At 58.8% G+C, this 17,159-nt stretch carries 15 protein-coding genes; 7 read left to right on the forward strand and 8 right to left on the reverse strand.

The window, feature by feature from the left end; all coding sequences use genetic code 11:
• Positions 1-12: 12 nt before the first annotated feature.
• The 3 genes from I5L79_RS15055 to I5L79_RS15065 all read left to right on the forward strand — a co-directional run bounded on the left by I5L79_RS15055 (position 13) and on the right by I5L79_RS15065 (position 1,839).
• Positions 13-351 carry a tetratricopeptide repeat protein gene (locus I5L79_RS15055; RefSeq protein ID WP_196955889.1) on the forward strand — a complete coding sequence of 113 codons (339 nt, stop codon included), beginning with the start codon at positions 13-15 and terminating at the stop codon, positions 349-351.
• Between the two features lie 247 nt (positions 352-598).
• Entirely contained in the window at positions 599-1,414 is an 816-nt protein-coding gene (locus tag I5L79_RS15060) for a transporter (RefSeq protein ID WP_196955890.1), read from the forward strand.
• Between the two features lie 170 nt (positions 1,415-1,584).
• On the forward strand, positions 1,585-1,839 hold the full coding sequence (locus tag I5L79_RS15065) for a hypothetical protein (protein ID WP_196955891.1): 255 nt from the start codon (positions 1,585-1,587) through the stop codon (positions 1,837-1,839).
• 75 nt (positions 1,840-1,914) lie between these two features.
• Here I5L79_RS15065 and I5L79_RS15070 read toward each other — a convergent pair whose 3' ends face one another.
• From I5L79_RS15070 to I5L79_RS15085, 4 genes are all read right to left on the reverse strand, one after another.
• On the reverse strand, positions 1,915-3,246 hold the full coding sequence (locus I5L79_RS15070; RefSeq protein ID WP_196955892.1) for a M20/M25/M40 family metallo-hydrolase: 1,332 nt from the start codon (positions 3,244-3,246) through the stop codon (positions 1,915-1,917).
• 435 nt (positions 3,247-3,681) lie between these two features.
• Positions 3,682-4,230, reverse strand: a complete 549-nt coding sequence (locus I5L79_RS15075) for a hypothetical protein (protein ID WP_196955893.1) — start codon at positions 4,228-4,230, stop codon at positions 3,682-3,684.
• Positions 4,209-5,081, reverse strand: a complete 873-nt coding sequence (locus I5L79_RS15080; protein WP_196955894.1) for a hypothetical protein — start codon at positions 5,079-5,081, stop codon at positions 4,209-4,211. Before I5L79_RS15080 ends, I5L79_RS15075 begins: the two co-directional genes overlap by 22 nt.
• 237 nt (positions 5,082-5,318) lie before the next feature.
• A complete protein-coding gene (locus I5L79_RS15085) occupies positions 5,319-5,585 on the reverse strand; it encodes a DDE-type integrase/transposase/recombinase (RefSeq protein WP_196955895.1) in 267 nt (88 codons plus the stop codon).
• A 1,828-nt stretch (positions 5,586-7,413) separates the two neighbouring features.
• Between I5L79_RS15085 and I5L79_RS15090 the strand changes: the two genes are divergently transcribed.
• Positions 7,414-8,394: an aspartate carbamoyltransferase catalytic subunit gene (locus I5L79_RS15090; protein WP_196955896.1), complete on the forward strand. Its 981-nt coding sequence runs from the start codon at positions 7,414-7,416 to the stop codon at positions 8,392-8,394.
• Between the two features lie 96 nt (positions 8,395-8,490).
• Positions 8,491-9,768: a dihydroorotase gene (locus tag I5L79_RS15095; RefSeq protein WP_196955897.1), complete on the forward strand. Its 1,278-nt coding sequence runs from the start codon at positions 8,491-8,493 to the stop codon at positions 9,766-9,768.
• Between the two features lie 357 nt (positions 9,769-10,125).
• On the opposite strand, the gene I5L79_RS15100 is transcribed toward I5L79_RS15095, so the two are convergent.
• Positions 10,126-12,579, reverse strand: a complete 2,454-nt coding sequence (locus I5L79_RS15100; RefSeq protein ID WP_196955898.1) for a TonB-dependent receptor — start codon at positions 12,577-12,579, stop codon at positions 10,126-10,128.
• A 249-nt stretch (positions 12,580-12,828) separates the two neighbouring features.
• Between I5L79_RS15100 and I5L79_RS15105 the strand changes: the two genes are divergently transcribed.
• Both I5L79_RS15105 and I5L79_RS15110 read left to right on the forward strand, forming a co-directional pair.
• Positions 12,829-13,842, forward strand: coding sequence for a sensor histidine kinase (locus I5L79_RS15105; protein ID WP_196955899.1), 1,014 nt, complete (start codon positions 12,829-12,831; stop codon positions 13,840-13,842).
• 51 nt (positions 13,843-13,893) lie between these two features.
• Complete coding sequence (locus tag I5L79_RS15110; RefSeq protein ID WP_196955900.1) at positions 13,894-14,625, forward strand: LytR/AlgR family response regulator transcription factor; 732 nt, start codon at positions 13,894-13,896, stop codon at positions 14,623-14,625.
• A 681-nt stretch (positions 14,626-15,306) separates the two neighbouring features.
• On the opposite strand, the gene I5L79_RS15115 is transcribed toward I5L79_RS15110, so the two are convergent.
• The 3 genes from I5L79_RS15115 to I5L79_RS15125 form a co-directional block, all read right to left on the reverse strand.
• A complete protein-coding gene (locus I5L79_RS15115) occupies positions 15,307-16,089 on the reverse strand; it encodes a hypothetical protein (protein ID WP_196955901.1) in 783 nt (260 codons plus the stop codon).
• 255 nt (positions 16,090-16,344) lie between these two features.
• Positions 16,345-16,779 (reverse strand): hypothetical protein, encoded by a 435-nt coding sequence (locus tag I5L79_RS15120; protein WP_196955902.1) that lies wholly within the window; start codon positions 16,777-16,779, stop codon positions 16,345-16,347.
• A gap of 158 nt (positions 16,780-16,937) precedes the next feature.
• Positions 16,938-17,123 (reverse strand): hypothetical protein, encoded by a 186-nt coding sequence (locus I5L79_RS15125; protein ID WP_196955903.1) that lies wholly within the window; start codon positions 17,121-17,123, stop codon positions 16,938-16,940.
• Positions 17,124-17,159: the final 36 nt, after the last annotated feature.

The raw sequence follows: 17,159 nt of genomic DNA on the forward strand, positions 1-17,159 counted from the left end.
AACTCCTCCCCTATGGAAACTCCTCCCAGCCGCCTGCAGCAACTTCTGGCCTTTTACCAGGACGACCCGAACGACCCGTTTACGATTTACGCTTTAGCCACCGAATACCGCTCTACTGATCCGCAGAAAGCCTGGGGATTTTACCATAAGCTCCTCACGGAACACCCTGATTACGTAGGCACTTACTATCATGCCGGCAAGCTTCTGGAACAGCTGGAGCAGCCCGATGAGGCGGAGAAAGTGTACCGCACCGGCCTTAGTGTAGCGCGCAAGGCCGGCCAGCTGCACGCCGCCAGCGAAATTCAGGGCGTGCTAAACAGCCTGCTGGGCCTTGACTACGAGGACGACTAACCATCCGCCGGTGCTTCGTCAGCCCTGAGCACACCGCCACTGATTGTAAAGCAACAGTCAGCGCGGTGTACGGCTTTCCTTGTGCCTGGCATGCTTGCCCCGGATTAAGTCAGAACATTGAATACAGATAGCTGAATGTATATAAACATATAACCTATCTGTGTAACTATTTAAACAAAATGCCGTATCCAGCAAGTTTGCGCAACCTCTTTCTGAACTTTCACGTAGCGTGGGCTGTCCGGTCTGCATGCGTAAGACCATTCTGCTGGGTGCAGCCGCGCTGTTAGGCGCCGCCACCCACTCCTTGGCCCAAACATCGGGCAACGAGCTGACCGACTCCCCATTTGTACGGAATATCCGCCCCGACCGGCCCGGGGTGACCATCACCACTAACATGCTGTACCCCGGTCAGGTACAGGTAGATGCCGGTATTCAGCAGCTTCCCGCTTCGGAAGCATTTGGCCGCCACCGGGCTATGTCGACTGCTACCTTGCGCGTTGGCTTTTTCAACCACATCGAGTTGCGTGCTACCCAGGGTTACCTGCACCCACTGGCCCGCCTGACTACGGGCGAGGCCAGTGGCCGCCCAACTTCGCCGGCTGGCCTGGCCCCCCTCACGGTAGGCGCCAAGTTTCTGACCTCTACGGTGCAGAATGCTCGTTCCCAGGTAGTAGTCCTGACGGAACTGACGCTGCCAAACGGGGATGCCTCCTTCCTTAACAAAGCTTATGAGCCCAGTGCGCGCCTGCTGGTGTCGCAGCTACTGGGGCAGCGCTACGGGCTGGAAGGCAACTTTGGCTTTCGGCAACGCGGTTTCCGGGCGGCCGATACCAAGGTTGGGCAGTACACGGCGTCTTTGGCCTTGAATGGCCCCCTTGGCGGCAACTTCGGCTTCTTCACCGAAGCGTACGCCATCGGCCGGTTTTCCTGGCAAAAGGGCATAAACACTGGCGTATCCTGGCGCCCCGTACCCGGTTTCCGCGTAGATGTAACCGCTGGCCATCAGCTCAACAACCATGGCCTGCTACTGGGCACTGGCCTGAGCTTGCGCCTGCCTAAATAAGGATGACAAATAACTATCAGCGGCCGCTTTTGCCGGGGCATTTCCGTACAGGGAGTAGCCCGGCAAAAGCGGCTGTTTTGCGTCGTATCAGTTTCTCACATCATTGTGTGATTGAACACTGTATAGATATTTTGTAATTTTGTTGCATTCTCCCCTTACATCAACCCCCTATGCATACACTCTACCGCTTTTTACTGCTGCTGGCGCTGTTGCTCATCAGCCACTTCTCTTCCCGGGCGCAGGGCTTAGCGCCAGCATCCAAAGTTACCATCACTGGTTTTGGGGACCCTGAGCCCGCTTCGCCTCCGGCCTGGGCGCTGGCCAAGCTCCACGAAAGCTCCTCGCCCCCTGCTGAACCGGCCTCCCCTCCGGCAACGCCCGACACAGTGATGTTGCCGGTGAAGCCAGAACAGAAAAAGCAATAGAGCAACAGATACTAAAGCAGCAAGCCCCCGGTAGTAGTGCCGGGGGCTTGCTGCTTTATGGGGCCTACAAGCAAATCAGCGGGCCGCCTGCCCTGGTTCTACAACGAGGCGCGTAGGCGTATCCTGGCCGCTGACGATGCTTTTAGCGCTCCGCGCTATGGCGCTGATAACCCCGGTCATATTGACGAGGTTCAGCGTTTCCACTTCATCGTCAACGCTATGATAGAGCTTGTCCGTCGGAATCTGGTCGGTGCTGATGCTGTGGGCCGGTACGCCCAGGCGGGCCAGGGTGGCGTTATCGGAGCGGTAAAACAGGTTCTGCTCGGGGTACGGGTCGGGCTCGAACCGGAAGCCGGAGCCCTGCAGATTGCGCTGCAGAATGGTCCCTAAGTCTGACTTATCGAACCCCGTGATAAACGCGGTATTGGGGCCGAACTTGGCCAGCTTGCCAATCATCTCGATGTTGAACATGGCTACTACCTGCTGAGGATTGAGCTGGCTGGCAAAGTAGCGTGAGCCCAGCCCGCCTATTTCTTCGGCCGTGAAAGCCACAAAAATGAGCGGACGGGCGTTGTCATCACGTTTCTTGAAGTGTTCCGCCAGGGCCACCACGGCCGTGGTACCGCTGGCATCGTCGTCGGCACCGTTGGCAATAGAGTCGCCGGCTACTTTGGCTATCAGTCCAAGGTGGTCGTAGTGCGCGGAAAATATTACCTGCTCGGCCTCTCGGTCGGGCTCGTGGCCAGGCAGTACGCCCACTACGTTGCGCAGTTCCACCGGCCGAACGGCAGTGTTAGCCGCAACCCGGTACTTAACGGCACCATTGCCCACCGCTGCCAGGGCCATTACCACTGAGTAGGGCCCCGGCTTTTCGGCGCGCAGGTTGCTGTGCTTCACGTAATCAGCCACCTGTTTGAACGCGGCGGCATGAGCAGGGTCAATAAACACGACGACGTTCTCGGTGGGCTGTAGCAGGGGCCGCAACACTTTCATCAGGTTTGCTTCCGCGCCAATAACCATCACGCGGGCACTCTGGTCGTCGTCGGCCCAGTTCAGGTGAGGCTCCCCCGAAATCAGGAGGGTCTTGTCTTTGGGTACGGTGGTGTTGTTCAACTGCACGAACAACGCCGTAGTGCGAGTTTCGAATACCGTAAACTTCTGCTCGAATGATGAGAGGCCGGGGAGTGGCTGCAGCCCGATTCGCTCAAACTCGGCTACCAGAAACTGGGCTGCTTTGGCTGCTCCGGCCGGCACCCCGCGCCCCAACATGGCATCGGAAGCCAAAGCCCGCTCCACGCGTTCCACAGTTGAGGGCGCAACACCTTCGGCTAGAGCAGGCGTCTTTTTCTGCCCCAGCCCCAGCAAGGCCGTGTGCACAAACAAGACGATGAGAAAAACCAATTTCATGGCAACAGGTGGGATTTTGCGCAAGTGCGGGGAAAGTAAAGCAGCGGCAGCCGTGCAACAACAGTGCCGCATAGCTACTGCAGTGGGCTGCTAGTGTAAGCTATGGACGCCTTTTTGGCCGGGTGCGTTGCCCGCAGGCTTCCTCCACCCGAAGTTACCCCTCTTACTCAGCAATATAGCCACTTTCACAAATTACCCGGGCTTTATGCCGCAACTACGCCCGTCAGACGATGGTGATCAAAACGGTGCCTCTTCACCTACGGAACTTGATCCAAATACGTCACCCTGTATCCTAGCGCCCAGTCAGGGGAATTATCTGCCCTGATAACTGTTATGCTTCCTCCTCTCCTTTTCGGAGAGAAGAAAACGGGGTGAAGCGCAAAGGCCTCACGCCGCGTCACTTAACTTCCCTGGCTGAGCCCTAGCGCCGGCACCTTACTTGCGCAGCGTGAGCGTGTAAAACAGCCGCTCATTGCGGGCGGTGCCGGTGGCACCTGCCGGGAAGATGTAAAACAGCTTCCGCTCCTGCTTGCTCACCACGTCCACATTCACGGTGCGGTGGTAGCTGACGCTCGGCGCGATGCCCCAGATCATCAGCCGCCGCGCTTCCGGGTCGGCATCCCAGTACAGCGACCAGCCACCGGGCATCCGGTTTCCCGCCGCTACGCCCCGAAAGTAGCTCACCAACTGCGAATTAGCCACCTCGCCTTCGAACGCCACGTCGTTGAACACGTCGCTGCCTTCCTGGGAGGCAATGCGGAACGTGGCCGTGCCCTGGTCCGTCTGCACGGTTTCGGAGCGTATGTTACCCAGCGTATCCGTCACCACCAGGCGAATTTCGGGCACCTGCCAGGTGCCTTCCCAACGGGTTTCTTCCCGCTCAATGTCGCGGATTTCGGGCTTTTCGCAGGCAGTAGCCAGCCCCAGCAGGCATAGGGCTGCCGTGTAGCGCAGGCGGGCGGTTAGTTGGCGTCGGCGTACCATTCGAAGGGCGTGAATAGGAGGTTAGCGGAAAAGGCCCAGCCGTGTACCGTGCCCGAAAATGCCTCTCCACCGCCCACCATCGTGGTGTACACGTTGTTGCGCTGGCTTACGTCTTCGGGCAGGTAGAAGCGCAGGGTGCCGTCGGCGTGCCCGCTGCCGCCCCTCATCTTTTTCATCATCTGGTCTGAATACGGCAGCAGGTAGGCGTTGCCCTCCAGGAATTTGCGCGTCACGCCCGCGTACGTGCCGCGCATGGACAGCGTCAGCAAGGGCCGTTTTTTCACCCGCACGAGCTGGAAGTCGACGCGGGCACTGCCGGTCATAGCTCCGCCGCTGATCGAGCGGAAAATCCCGTTGAGCGCCTGATCCTCGCCGTAGCTGAGCGGGCCGCCCGCGTAGCGCAGGCCGCTGCGCACGGTAGCATTTTCGACCCGCAGCCCACAGCCCGCGCCCACCTGCAGCCGTTTGCCGAACAGCAGTTCGAAGTGCATGTCCAGCGGGTTGTAATCCAGCGTCATCTCCCGCTGGTCGCCGTTCTTGAACTTGGCCACGGCCGTGGCACTGCTAAATTGCTTGTTGAAGCTCAAGTGAAGCGGCCCGAAATATAGCCCGCCCCCAAAGTTCTGGAAGCGCTGCGGCTGCCAGGCGCCCAGCTCAGTTTGCAGTCGCGAGCGGGCGGCCTGATTGAAGCTGGCCCGGAACCGGTCGTAAGAGTCCAGCCGGAAGCCGGGTGTGTAGTTCGTGCCGCCCTGCACGTAGAAGCCGAAGCCGAATTCCTCACTGTCCTGCGCCCACAGTAAGGTCGGGGCGGCCAGCAGGAGAAGCAATACTAGTACCGTTTTGCGCATCATGTTTCCGGATTGCCAGCAAGGGGTAAACCGGAAACAAAGGTGGCTACTCGCAGGGCGCAGTACCATCCGTACTAGCTCGTAGTTAAATCGGGGCGCTACGGTATTTTGAGGTGGCCTAGCTAAGCCGGACACAATTCGGACGTTGTATGGAGCTGGGTTTCGAAGTGATTGGGCGAGCGGTAGCCGAGAGCAGAATGACGCCGTTCGGCATTGTGATAGGCGATTTGGTGGCTGATTTTAAGTTGGGACTTTGGCTAGCCCTGGAAAGCTTCCACCATCGAGTAGTTCAGCCTTGAAGCGGCTCCAAAACGGTTCGGCGTGGGCGCTGTCGTAGCAGTTGCCGCACCGGCTCATACTCTGGTGAGCGCCGTGACGCGCCAGTAGCCCCTTGAAGCGGGTGGCCGTGTACTGGCTACCTGGGCCCGAGTGCCCGATGAGCCCAGCGGGTGGGCGGCGCACCACAAGGGCCCGGCGCAAGGCCTCACTGACCAGGTCCTCGGGCATCGCGAGAGCGCACGTGCCAGCCCACGATTTTGCGCGAGCAGCGGGTTCAGCCACAAGGCCAGGTAGTACCACCCGCTGCCCGGCCGAGGCAGATACGTGATATCGCCCACCCAAACTTAGTTATGTGTATAGTCCCAGGGCATGATAGTGTATTTTCCGGGCTGGAATTTCGCACGATGTTATGGGACAAGTACTCCACGGCAGTGCCTGCTTGATCGGTGGCAGTACGGCGCGCTAGCCAACACAGCCATCAAAGCCTACAAAGCCTGGCCACGCGCATGGGGGCGGCCGAATTTCTGCGGCGCGTGCTCGACAAACCGCCCTACCGGGTGCATACGGGGCTGGCCGACAACGCGTCCAGTCCCCCCAGCCGCATCCATTCCTGCCGGGCGGGCACCGCTTTGCCCGCATGTGCCGCGAATATGGCGTGGAGCACCGTCTCTCCAAGCCAGCCCATCCCTTGGACCAATGGTCAGGTCGAGCGCCTGAACCGCACCATTAAAGAAGCCAGCGTGTAGCGCTTTTACTACCAGACCACAGCCAAGTTAAACGAGCGCCGGCAAGCCTTTTTGCTGGTTTACAATCACGCCAAGCATTTGAAGACCTTGCGCGGGCTAACCCCACACGAATTTGCTTGCGCCCAGTGGCAAAAGAACCCGACTATCTTTACCCGGGACCCGACCCACCCCACGCTGGGACTATTATACCTAGCACTTTGGCCCCCCTGTCCCTACCGGCTCAGCACCTGTCCCGACATTTCCACGAACTGCTGCGCCGCGACCCTGCCAAACCGTGCCCGGCCGGGGGCGGTGCTGCTCAAAGTCAATACCTTTGCCCTCCCCTACCCCAGCCAGTGGCGGCCGGTGTAATCCTATGCCAGCCAGTTCCTGACCCGGCGCAGGGGGCTGGTCGCACAGCACGGCCAGGGACTATACAGTGAAATAAATAGGCCAACTCATAGCCGCGGAGATAAAAAGCATGTGTCGCCAACCTGGGCGGCAGGTGCTTCTAAGGTTAGTGGCAAGCAGCTCAGCAAGTTGCAAAAAGCCAGAAAGCACTGGTTGATGGTGACAAGGAAAGTCCCCTCCCTTGCCTGCTCAGCTTAGCCAGACCACCGCAATAGCACTTGTGCCGGCCGAAAATAAAGCAGCCCCAACCCTACCGGGTAGTTACCGAGCTGCTTGCCGCCGGAGAATGGCAGCCCGCCGGCTGAGGCGGACGGAGTAAAAAACGAAAGTCAGGCTGGCATGTGCTGGCAAAGCAAATGGTTATGCAAGCCATGATTTTTTTGATGGCAGAAAGCTGACAGAATCTGCGCCATTTAGCCCGTTGGTTCTGAAATGAAATGGGAGAAAAGCAGTACGAAAAAAATTACCAACGCCGATGTATTATCGGGCGCAACAATGCCGTAGTTTTGCAGCATGCTTCAACCAAAAAACTTGTTGATGAAGCGTGGGAACCTGCTCGGCGGGGAACCGCGAGCGGACCGGAAGGTCTTCGCAATCATCAGTTTTCCCGATTTTGCCGCTGGTATTTCCGTTATTTATTCTGGGTGTTGCCCCGCCACCGTTTCGGATTCCGAAACGGTTTTTTTATGGCCCTTGAGTTCGTCAGCTGCCGCCCCTCAGCCAATTTATATTGCATAACTCCACCGCTAAACCCCACCCCATACCACCCATGGATGCCAATTCCCTCGCCTCCCACCGTGACTGCGGCCACTATTGCCTCGGCCCGCGCCACCATCCGGTTGCTCCGCCATGGGTAGCGGAAGCTCAGCCTTCACACGTTGCGTTTTAGCTAGAAGACCTCACTTTTCCTCAACTCCGGTATGGCACGTAAAGACCTGCTCGACATTGCATCCCTTCACCGCGAGGAAATCGAGTTCCTGCTCGACCAATCCACGTCCTTTAAAAAACTCTTCACCCACTCGGTGAAGAAAATTCCCGCCCTCGAGGGCAAGTCCGTGCTCATGCTGTTCTATGAGGCCAGCACCCGCACGCACTCCTCCTTCGAAGTCGCGGCCAAGCGCCTTTCGGCGGAGGTAACGAACTTCGACGTCGCCCACTCCTCCATCACCAAGGGCGAGTCCGTGCGCGAGACCATCGAGACGCTCCAGGCCATGCGCACCGACTACATCGTGGTGCGCCACAGCCACTCCGGCCTGCCCGGCATGATAGCCCGCCAAACCACGGCGTCGGTCATCAATGCCGGCGACGGGGCACATGAGCACCCCACCCAGGCCCTGCTGGACGCCTTCACCATCAAGGAAAAATTTCCCGACCCCCGGGGCAAGAAAGTCCTCATCATCGGGGATATTCTCCACTCCCGCGTGGCGCGCTCCACCAGCACCCTGCTGCAAAAGCTGGGCGTTGAAGTCGCTTACCTCGGGCCGGGCTCCCTGGTGCCCAAGTATGTTCCGGCAACCATCCCCCGCTTCACCAACTATGAGGCGGCCATGGCCTGGGCGCCCGATGTGGTGTACCTGCTTCGCGTGCAGCTGGAGCGCCAGGACGTGCAGTTTTTCCCCAACGTCCGCGAATACCACCGGGTCTACGGCATCACCACTGCCCGGCTGGCAGAAATCCGCGACCGGGGCCTCTACATCATGCACCCCGGCCCCGTAAACCGGGGGGTCGAGCTGTGCGATGCCGTCATGGACTATGAGCGCAGCCTGATCACCAACCAAGTCGAAAACGGCATCTCCATCCGCATGGCTGTGCTCGACTGGCTCACGCCGGGCGGGGAATTCCCACGGCAGGAATCGTACGCCGCACCGCAGCGAGCCAGTTCAACGGTAATTATGCCCTAAACGCCGAACGTGGCGGCTGGTTCCGCCCGTGTATTTTCATCTCCAACAGCCAGAATATCCCCACACCCCTTGCCGGCTTACCGCACTCCCCCCTCCATGCTCCTCCTTCAAAACGCCCGCATCGCCGCCGAAAATTCACCTGAGCTTGTCGAAAGTGACGTGCTGATTGTCGAAGGAATCATTCAGCAAATCGGCACTAGCCTGGCCATTCCCGAGGGCGCCCGGGTCATCGACGCGCGGGGCCGGGTACTGATGCCGGGCATGTTTGATGCCCACGTCCATTTCCGCGCACCGGGGTTTGAGAACAAGGAAACCATCACCACGGGAAGCGAAGCGGCCATCAACGGCGGCATTACCGGCGTGGTCATGATGCCCAATACCCGCCCGGCTCTCGACTCGGCAACGGCTATTGCCACCGTGCTGGACAATGCCAGGCACCGGGCCCGCATTCCGGTGTACACCTCCGGCTGCGTCACCAAAAACCGCGAAGGCAAGGAACTGGCCGAAATTGAGGGCATGCACCGGCTCGGCGTAATCATGCTCACCGACGACGGCGACACCACCGCCGACCCGGCCGTGCTGCTGCGGGCAATGCAGTACGCCACTGAGTTCGGGATGTTTTTCGCCAGCCACTGCGAGGTGCCGGAGCTGGCCGGTCCGCGTGCCCTGAACGAAGGGGTGATGAGCTACCGGCTCGGCATCAAAGGTTCGCCGGCGTGCGCGGAGGAAATCATCATCGACCGCGACATCCGCCTGGCCCGGGCGGCGGGCGCGCACGTGCACATCCAGCACGTGTCCAGCAAGCTCGGCATGGAAACCATCCGCTGGTGGAAATCCCGCGGCGACGTAAAGGTGACGGCCGAAGTGGCCCCGCACCACCTGATGTTCACCGACGAGCATATCGGCGACTACGACACGAACTATAAAATGAACCCGCCGCTGCGGACGCAGGCCGATTGTGATGCGCTGCTCGAAGGGCTCAAAGAGGGCGTATTCGACCTTATTGCCACGGACCATGCGCCGCACACGCCGTTCGAGAAAGCCCAGGATTTCATTAGTGCCCCCAATGGCATCACCGGCCTGGATACGGCCCTGGTGTCGCTCCATCACTTCTTCGTCGAGCCCGGGAAATTCGGGTGGGACCTGGTGGTGAAGCGCTATTCGGCCGAGCCCCGCCGCCTGATGGGCCTGCCGGTACCCACCATCGAAGTTGGCCAGCAAGCCGAGTGCGTCTTGTTCGATACCGAAGCGGAAACAACCTTCACGAAGGAATTCATGAAATCCAAATCCCAGAACACGCCCTTCATCAACCAGACGTTGAAAGGCCGGGTAGATCTGGTGATTTTAGGCACGGAAATCCTGCTGGAGCGCTGATAGTTTGTTGCGCTGGGACCGGTATTGTGTAGGATTAGCCCTAGATTTCAGGAGCATTTAGCTTGTATAGTTAACTGCTAGGTAAGTGCATTGACGGTCGACACGTAGGCGGAAACGGGCCGAAACATCCCTAAAAACGCAACGGTATTGATGGCATAGCCGAACCAAATCAAGTATAGGGGCGGCGGAAATCGGCCAGGTAGCAGATGCCCCGGGTTCTTAGGCAGAAAAATAAGTCTGCCTGCTTAGGCCTGATGTCGGCGTAGTAGCTTCCGTAGCGGGCAGCTTGCTCGTTATGCAGAAACATGACTGCCGTGGGCTATACACCTGGGGTTGTAGCTGCCCACAACTGGTTCCTTACTTACCCACCCGGCCTTCCTCGTCGGCACTGCCGACGTTGTGGCGGGCCTGGGTTTTGCCGCTGCCGATTTTGCAGGTGAAAGCCAGCGTCACACGGCGGCTTTCCCACTGGTTGTTCCAGGTCTGGTTCACGTTGTTGTAGCGCAGGGTGCTGCGGAAGCGGCTGGTGTTGAACACGTCGCTCACGCGCAGGCTGAGGCTGGCACGCTCGGCCCGGATTTGCTTTTTCAGCCCCAGGTTTAGCTGGCCGCTGGCTTTGGTGTGAAACAGCCCCATGAGGGCCGGCGAGTAGTAGCTGCCTCCCACCAGCAGTTTGTAGCTGCGGGGCAGCATGAAGGTATGGTCCGAACTGACCTCCCAGCTGTAGCTGGCCAGGCGAACGGGCTGACCTTCCACCTGAGCTTCGACCTGCGTGTAGCTGCCGCTGAGCTGGTTATCCATGCCCCACCACCTGGCGATGTCGGTGTGGCCGCCCGAACTCAGGGTAAGGGTATTGGTCTGGGCCAGGTTCTGCGGGGTGCTGGTCGATACGTTGGTGTCGTCGTTCTGGGTTACCACGCTGTTCACCGAGTTGGTTTCGCGCAGGTAGCTCAGGCTAAAGACTTGAAAATCCTTGTGCAGGTAGTTCAGCACCAATGACTGCGAGAGTGAAGGCCGCAGAAACGGGTTGCCTTGCTGGGCTGTGTAGAAGTCGGTATAGTTGAGGAAGGGGTTCAGGTTCTGGTAGTTGGGGCGGGTGATACGGCGGCTCACGGAGGCACTTACCTGGTCGTGCTCCATGATTTTGTAGCTGGCGAAAGCGCTGGGAAACAACTGGAAGTAGCGGCGGTCGACCTGCTGGCCGGTGGTAGCCGAGCGGCCGCCGGTCTGGGTTAGCTCGCCGCGCAGGCCGGCTTTCAGCTCCAGGGCACCGTAGCTGGTATTCACGCTGATGTAGCCAGCGCTGATATACTCGTCGTACTGAAACTGGTTGGTGCGCAGGGCATCCGGCTGCCAGCCGTTGGTCAGCAGCTTATCGAACCGAAGGGTACTGTGCGAAGTAACCCAGCTGGTTTTCGTGCCGGTTTCGGCCCGCCATTTGGTGCCGGCGAAGGGATGCACGTAGTCGATTTTGGCGGCCCGAATAGTGGTTTCCGACGACGTAGCGCTGCGCAGCTGCTCGGCCGGCCGGCCCTGCTCGCTGCCTGCGGCAAACACCCGGTTGTCGAAGCGCTGGTCCGTGGCGCTGGCGTAGCGCACGTAATCCACGTCGGCGCTTAGCTCGCGGCCGGTGCTATCGAGGGCGAAGCGGTAGTGCAGGTTCAGCGCCCGGTTGGTGGCGGAGCTGTTCTTGGGGTTGCTCAGCTCGCGGCGGCCGCCGGGGTGGCCGGCCGCATCGGTGGCCACCGAACTGCTGGTGCTCAGGGCGGTGGTCTGGTCGGCACCGCCGCGCAGCTGCAGGCCGATGCTCTGCCGGGCAGTCAGGGTCAGGTCCACTCCCGTGGCATAGGTGCCGCTGTAGGTTAGGGGGCGCCAGTAGTTTTGCTGGCTGAAGAGGCTGTCGCGGATGGTGCGAATCATAGTGAGCTGGTTGAAGGAGTTATAGCGGCCGCCGTCGAGGCGGGCGAAGAGGCGCGCTTTCCCTACGTTGTAGCTCAGGCTGGTACCGGCCCAGTTTTTCTCGAAGCGGCCATAGCCGACGCCCAGCGTGTAGGTACCGCTCAGACCCTGAAGCTGGATGCGGCGCAACTTGATGTTGAGCACTCCGGCTGTGCCGGCGGCGTCCATTGAGGCGGGTGCGTTCGGCATCAGCTCAATCTGACTGATGGCCGAGGCGGGCAGCGACTTCAGGTAACTACTCAACGCCGCGCCGCTCATGTAGGTGAGTTTGCCGTCAATCAGTACGTTCACGCCCGTGCTGCCCCGATACACGATGTTGTCGTCTTTGTCGAGCGTTACGCCGGGGGCTTTTTTCAGGATTTCGAGGGCCGTTTCGCCGGCCGTGTTCAGGCGCTCCACGTTCACCACGGTACGGTCGGCGTGCTGCTCCAGCAGGGGTATGGAGCCGGTTACCGTCACTTCCTGCAGGGCCGTGGCGACAGGAACCAAGCGCAGGGCCGGCACCATTACGGCTTCCTGACCCACTACGAAGGCGGCGCTGCGGGCACTGGCATAGCTCATCAGCAGGGCTTTCACGCAGTAGCGGCCGGGCTTGATGCGGCTGAACGAGTAGCCGCCCAGCTCGGTAGCAGTCTGGGAGCTGGCAATGGCCGAATCGGGCAGCTGCACCAGCACAGCGGTGGCAAAAGCCAGCGGCTGGCCGGCCGTATCGAGCAGGGTGCCGCTGACCTGGGCGGCGGGCGCGGCCGGCTGGGCTATGGCCGGCGGTAGCAGGCCCAGCAGCAGGTAAAAGCAGAGGTGGCCAACCAATACGAGTAGAGGAAAGCGGCGACAGCAGAGGAAAATGGACATGGCGAAAAACGGTTAGCTCAATGACGAGCCAAAGGTCAACCAGCCCATTTCCGGGGTAAAAAACATTATTCCAATGCCCCGAAACCGGCTGTCATCGGGCGTTTTAGCGGTTTTTCGGTTTCGCATCCCAAAACTGGCCTTTCGCATAAAAAAAGTGCGGGAGCTTCCGGAGCACGGTAGTTTTGAGGCGGTCGGGGCAAAGCTGATGCTATTTGCTACGGGCCTTTCCCACCATTTGCCTCCCTTCTCATGAAAGACAAGTTTATCTACTGGCACATACTGGGCTGGCTGGCTTACGCCGGCTACGAATTGCTGGGCGTTTTCGTGCAACAGAAGAGTTGGTCCCACATCAGCCTGATACTCATGCTCTCGTTCCTGTTATTCCGGCTGATTGAGTTCTACCTCTGCTACCTGGTGGTATATCCGCGCCTTCTGCGCCCAGGCCGCACCGGGCTCCTAGCCACGGCTCTGGCGGGCGTGGTGGCCCTATTTATCGGCATGCGCTACGGCGTGGAAGAGGTGCTGTTCCCCGCCGTGCTGGGCTTTCACAACTACGGGGGCGAGACCACCATCGGCTATTACCTGTTCGATAACGCCTATTTCGCCAGCCCCATGATAGTGCTAAGTGCCGCGCTATGGGCCGGCCGTACCGCCCTGCGCCACGAGCGTGAAAACCAGTTGCTGCGCGCCGAAAAGCGCATCGCCGAAGTGGCCTTCCTCAAAACCCAGATCAACCCGCACTTCCTCTACAACACGCTCAACATGCTCTACAGCATGGCTTATCCCGCGGCCAAGCCGGTAGCCAACGCCATCCTGAAACTCTCGGAGCTGATGCGCTACATGCTGCACGACACGCCCGGCGAGCAGGTGGGCCTGGACCAGGAAATTGACTACCTGAGCAACTACCTCGACCTCTACCGCCTCCGTTTCCCCGGCAGCTTCCACGTCAATTTCACCGTAACCGGCAACCCCGCCGGCCGCCGCGTGGCCCCGCTGGTACTGATTCCGTTCGTGGAAAACGCCCTCAAGCACGGGGTGCTCGACGACCCCGAAAATCCTGTGCACATTTGGCTGGACGTTTCGGGTAAGCAACTGCTGTTCGAAGTCGAGAACCAGCGCAGCACTGATCATAAAGATGTTTCCACGGGCATCGGCCTGCCCAACCTGCGCCGGCGGCTGAAGCTGCTCTACCCGGAGCGGCACGCCTTGCATGTGGGAGCGGCCGATGGACGGTTTCGTACTGCTCTACAGCTCGTGTGGTAGGCGTGCCGCAGAGCGGCCCGCCGTTCATTTACCTCTACCTATGCCCCGCTCATGATCCGCTGCCTTGCTGTCGATGACGAAGCCCCGGCCCTGGCCATTCTGGCCGATTACATCGGCCAGTTGCCCTTTCTCACGCTGGTGGGCACTACCACCAACCCCATTGAGGCGCTGACGTTGGTGCAGCAGGGCCAGGTGGATCTGGTGTTTCTCGACATTCAGATGCCCAAGCTCACCGGCCTGCAATTCCTTAAGCTGGCCGGCACCCGCTGCAAAGTCGTTCTGACTACCGCCTACCCCGAATTCGCCCTCGACGGCTACGAAAACGATGTGGTCGACTACCTGCTCAAGCCCATTTCCTTTGAGCGGTTTTTTAAAGCGGCCCAAAAAGCGCTGGCACTGTTGCCGGGACCGGCTGCTTCTCCGGCTCCGCTGGCTGCGCCCGTTTCCGTAGCAGGGCCTCCCGCCGCCGGCCACATGTTTGTGAAGGGCGAGAGCAAAAACAAGTTTCTGCGCGTCAACTACGCCGATATTCTCTACATCGAGGGCCTGAGTAACTACGTGTCCATCCACCTGCCCACGCAGCGCATCGTCACCTACCAAACCCTGAAGGAGCTAACTGAAACGTTGCCGCAGCCGCCATTTCTGCGGGTGCACAAGTCCTTCATCGTGTCGCTGGATAAGATTCGCATGGTCGATGGCAACACGATTTACATCTTGGACAAAGAAATTCCGGTAAGCGACACGTACCACGAGCAACTATACCGGCTGATTCGTGAAGTCTAATATTATCTCGGCAAGGGCATACCCTCGATGTTGAGTATGGCGGGTAGTGGCAGCACGCCAACACTCTACCTGTGAGCTGTAAAACTCAAAAAGCAACAAGTCAGCACTGGCGTTCAGCAAGCTACCCAAAAGCATAAGAGCAGAATACTCCACCACGTTATTTAGCATTCAATTTCGATACACTGCAGACCATGCTGAATCTACTAAGCCAGTCAATTTCATTCCCGGAGCGGCATGACTAAGCCTTCAGTGCGCAAGTGTAGGAGGCACTACTCTTCGAGCCGACGCTCCTGACACTTGCTCGTTGTGAAGCAGGCTTGTTGGATGAAGCGCAACAGCAAATGCTCTGGAAAATGCTGAATGCTCCACAACGAACCAGTTGGATAGCCCCAGGGTGAGCTCGGCCGGGACACGCGTAAAAATAGTCCGATTCTTTTGCCCCTGGGCGCAGACAACTTCGTGTGATGCTAGGCTACGCAGGCGCCTGAGGCGTTTGGTGTGGTTGTAGGCCAGCAAAAAACTTGTAAGTGCTCGTTGAGCTAGGCCGTGGTCTGGTAGTGGTAGCGCTGCACGGTAGCTTTTTTTGAGCGTGCGGTGAGGCAATCGACTTGGCCCTTGGTCCAGGGGGGCGCTCCGCCCAGCAGCATATAGCTGGGCGGAGCGCTTGGAAGGTCCCGCTGTTTACTTGCTGACGGTTGCTGCCAGCAGGTTCAGTTGCGAAACGGCATTCAGCAGGTCTGTTTCGGTGCGTAACGTTGCCTTTTTCAGCTCAGCCAGGAGCGGTTCCTGCACAGTAGCAGGCACCGCTGCTACCAAGGACTTAACGGCTGGCTTTATGACGGTAAGCGTACCCTGCGGACTTAGCAGATAATACTGAATAACGTCCACCAACTCATCGTAAGGCCGGTAGGAACTGTAGGCTTGCTGGTAGTCGGCTTTCACCATCGATTTACCGGAGCGCTTCAAAAGCGTATATGGACCGGTAGCATGCAGCAATTCCAGGAACTCCGTTCGGCCTGAGTGACCTGGTATATCTGTAAAACGTGCAAACCGGTGTAGGCTAGCCTGCCCGGATAAGGTGCGGATGTCGGTGAGGGTGAACTCCTGGATATTGCGCAGGTCAAGCAAGATAGAATCGCCCTGCGGGCGCCGCACCATTAGCTGCTGGTTGTAAAGGTCAAACTTCAACGGCACTGCTTTCACACGCTGATTAGTCGTCAGCAGAATGTCGCCGGTAGACCAGCCGCGCAGCAGAAAGGGTGTACCCCGTATGCCCTCGTAGCGTTTATCCACCTTCAGGTAAGTTGTGGCCACTTTGCTGTCCGATACGAGCCGCAGATTTTGCAAGTCGACCAGGGAGCTGCCAGCAGCCTGCTGGGCATAAGTCGGTATTGCCGCGCCGAAGACGACGAACAGTAGGACTATGCCCAACCAAGTGGATAGAAAATAGGCGGAATTTTTCATGCGTAAATTGGAATAGAGTGTGTTTTCCAATTTACGCAAAATTAGATTTATCCAAGCGTCAGTACCGAGACATAAGCCCGGACTTTGTGGCCGCACTGCTAGGTGGTGGAGCAAGGTTTCGGTTGGGCCGCCCGTTTCCGTCACTTGGCCTTAACCAGCAGCAGTTTCGCTTCCTTGCCTTTGTTACCTTGCTGTTAGCAAGAGACGCTTCTCTAGCCACCAGTCCTTGAATGAGAGATTAGAATATTCTACTGTCTACTTGCTGACAGCTGCCAGCTTGTTTAGCTGCGAAACAGCATTAACTAAATCCGTTTCGGTGCGGACGGGTGTCTTTTTCAATTCAGCGCGTAAGGACTCCTGCAAAACAGGCGGTATAGCAGCCACCAACGACTTGGTTGTCGGCTTCACCGCCGTGAATGTCCCGTCAGGACTTCGCAGGTAATAGTCAGTGGCGTCTACCAACTCATCGTAGGGCCGGTCGGCACTATACGCCTGCTGGTAGCTGGCTTTCAACAACGATTTACCGGAGCGCTTCAGCAATGCATACGGACCAGCATCGTGGAGCACCTCCAGAAAATCGACACGCCCGGCTTGATCCGGCAGATTCCTGAAGCGTGCAAACCGGTGTAGACCAGCCTGGCCGGGTACGGCACGCGGATCAGTGAGCGTGAACTCCTGGATGTTACGCAAATCAATCCAGATAGAATCACCCTGTGGGCGCCGCGCCATCAACTGCTGATTTATACATCGAATTTCAATGGCACTGCCGTCACGCGCTTGTTCGAGGTAAGTAGAATGTCGCCGACAGCCCACATGGGCAGCAAAAAAGGCGTACCCCGCACTCCGGCCTAGCGCTTATCCACCGTCACAATAGCGGTGCTGGCGTTACCGCCGGATAGCAACCGCAGATTCTCCTGGTCGCCCAGGGAGCTACCGGTGGCTTGTTGCGCGTGGGCAGGCGCTGTAGCCAGGCTTGTCACTCCTAGCAGCAGAGCACCTGCCCAATTCGACAGCATGGAAGCAGAATTTTTCATGCGTAAATCTTAAATGTACCGCTCAATTTACGCAAA

The organism is Hymenobacter guriensis (genome assembly GCF_015773195.1).
Taxonomy (GTDB): Bacteria; Bacteroidota; Bacteroidia; order Cytophagales; family Hymenobacteraceae; genus Hymenobacter; species Hymenobacter guriensis.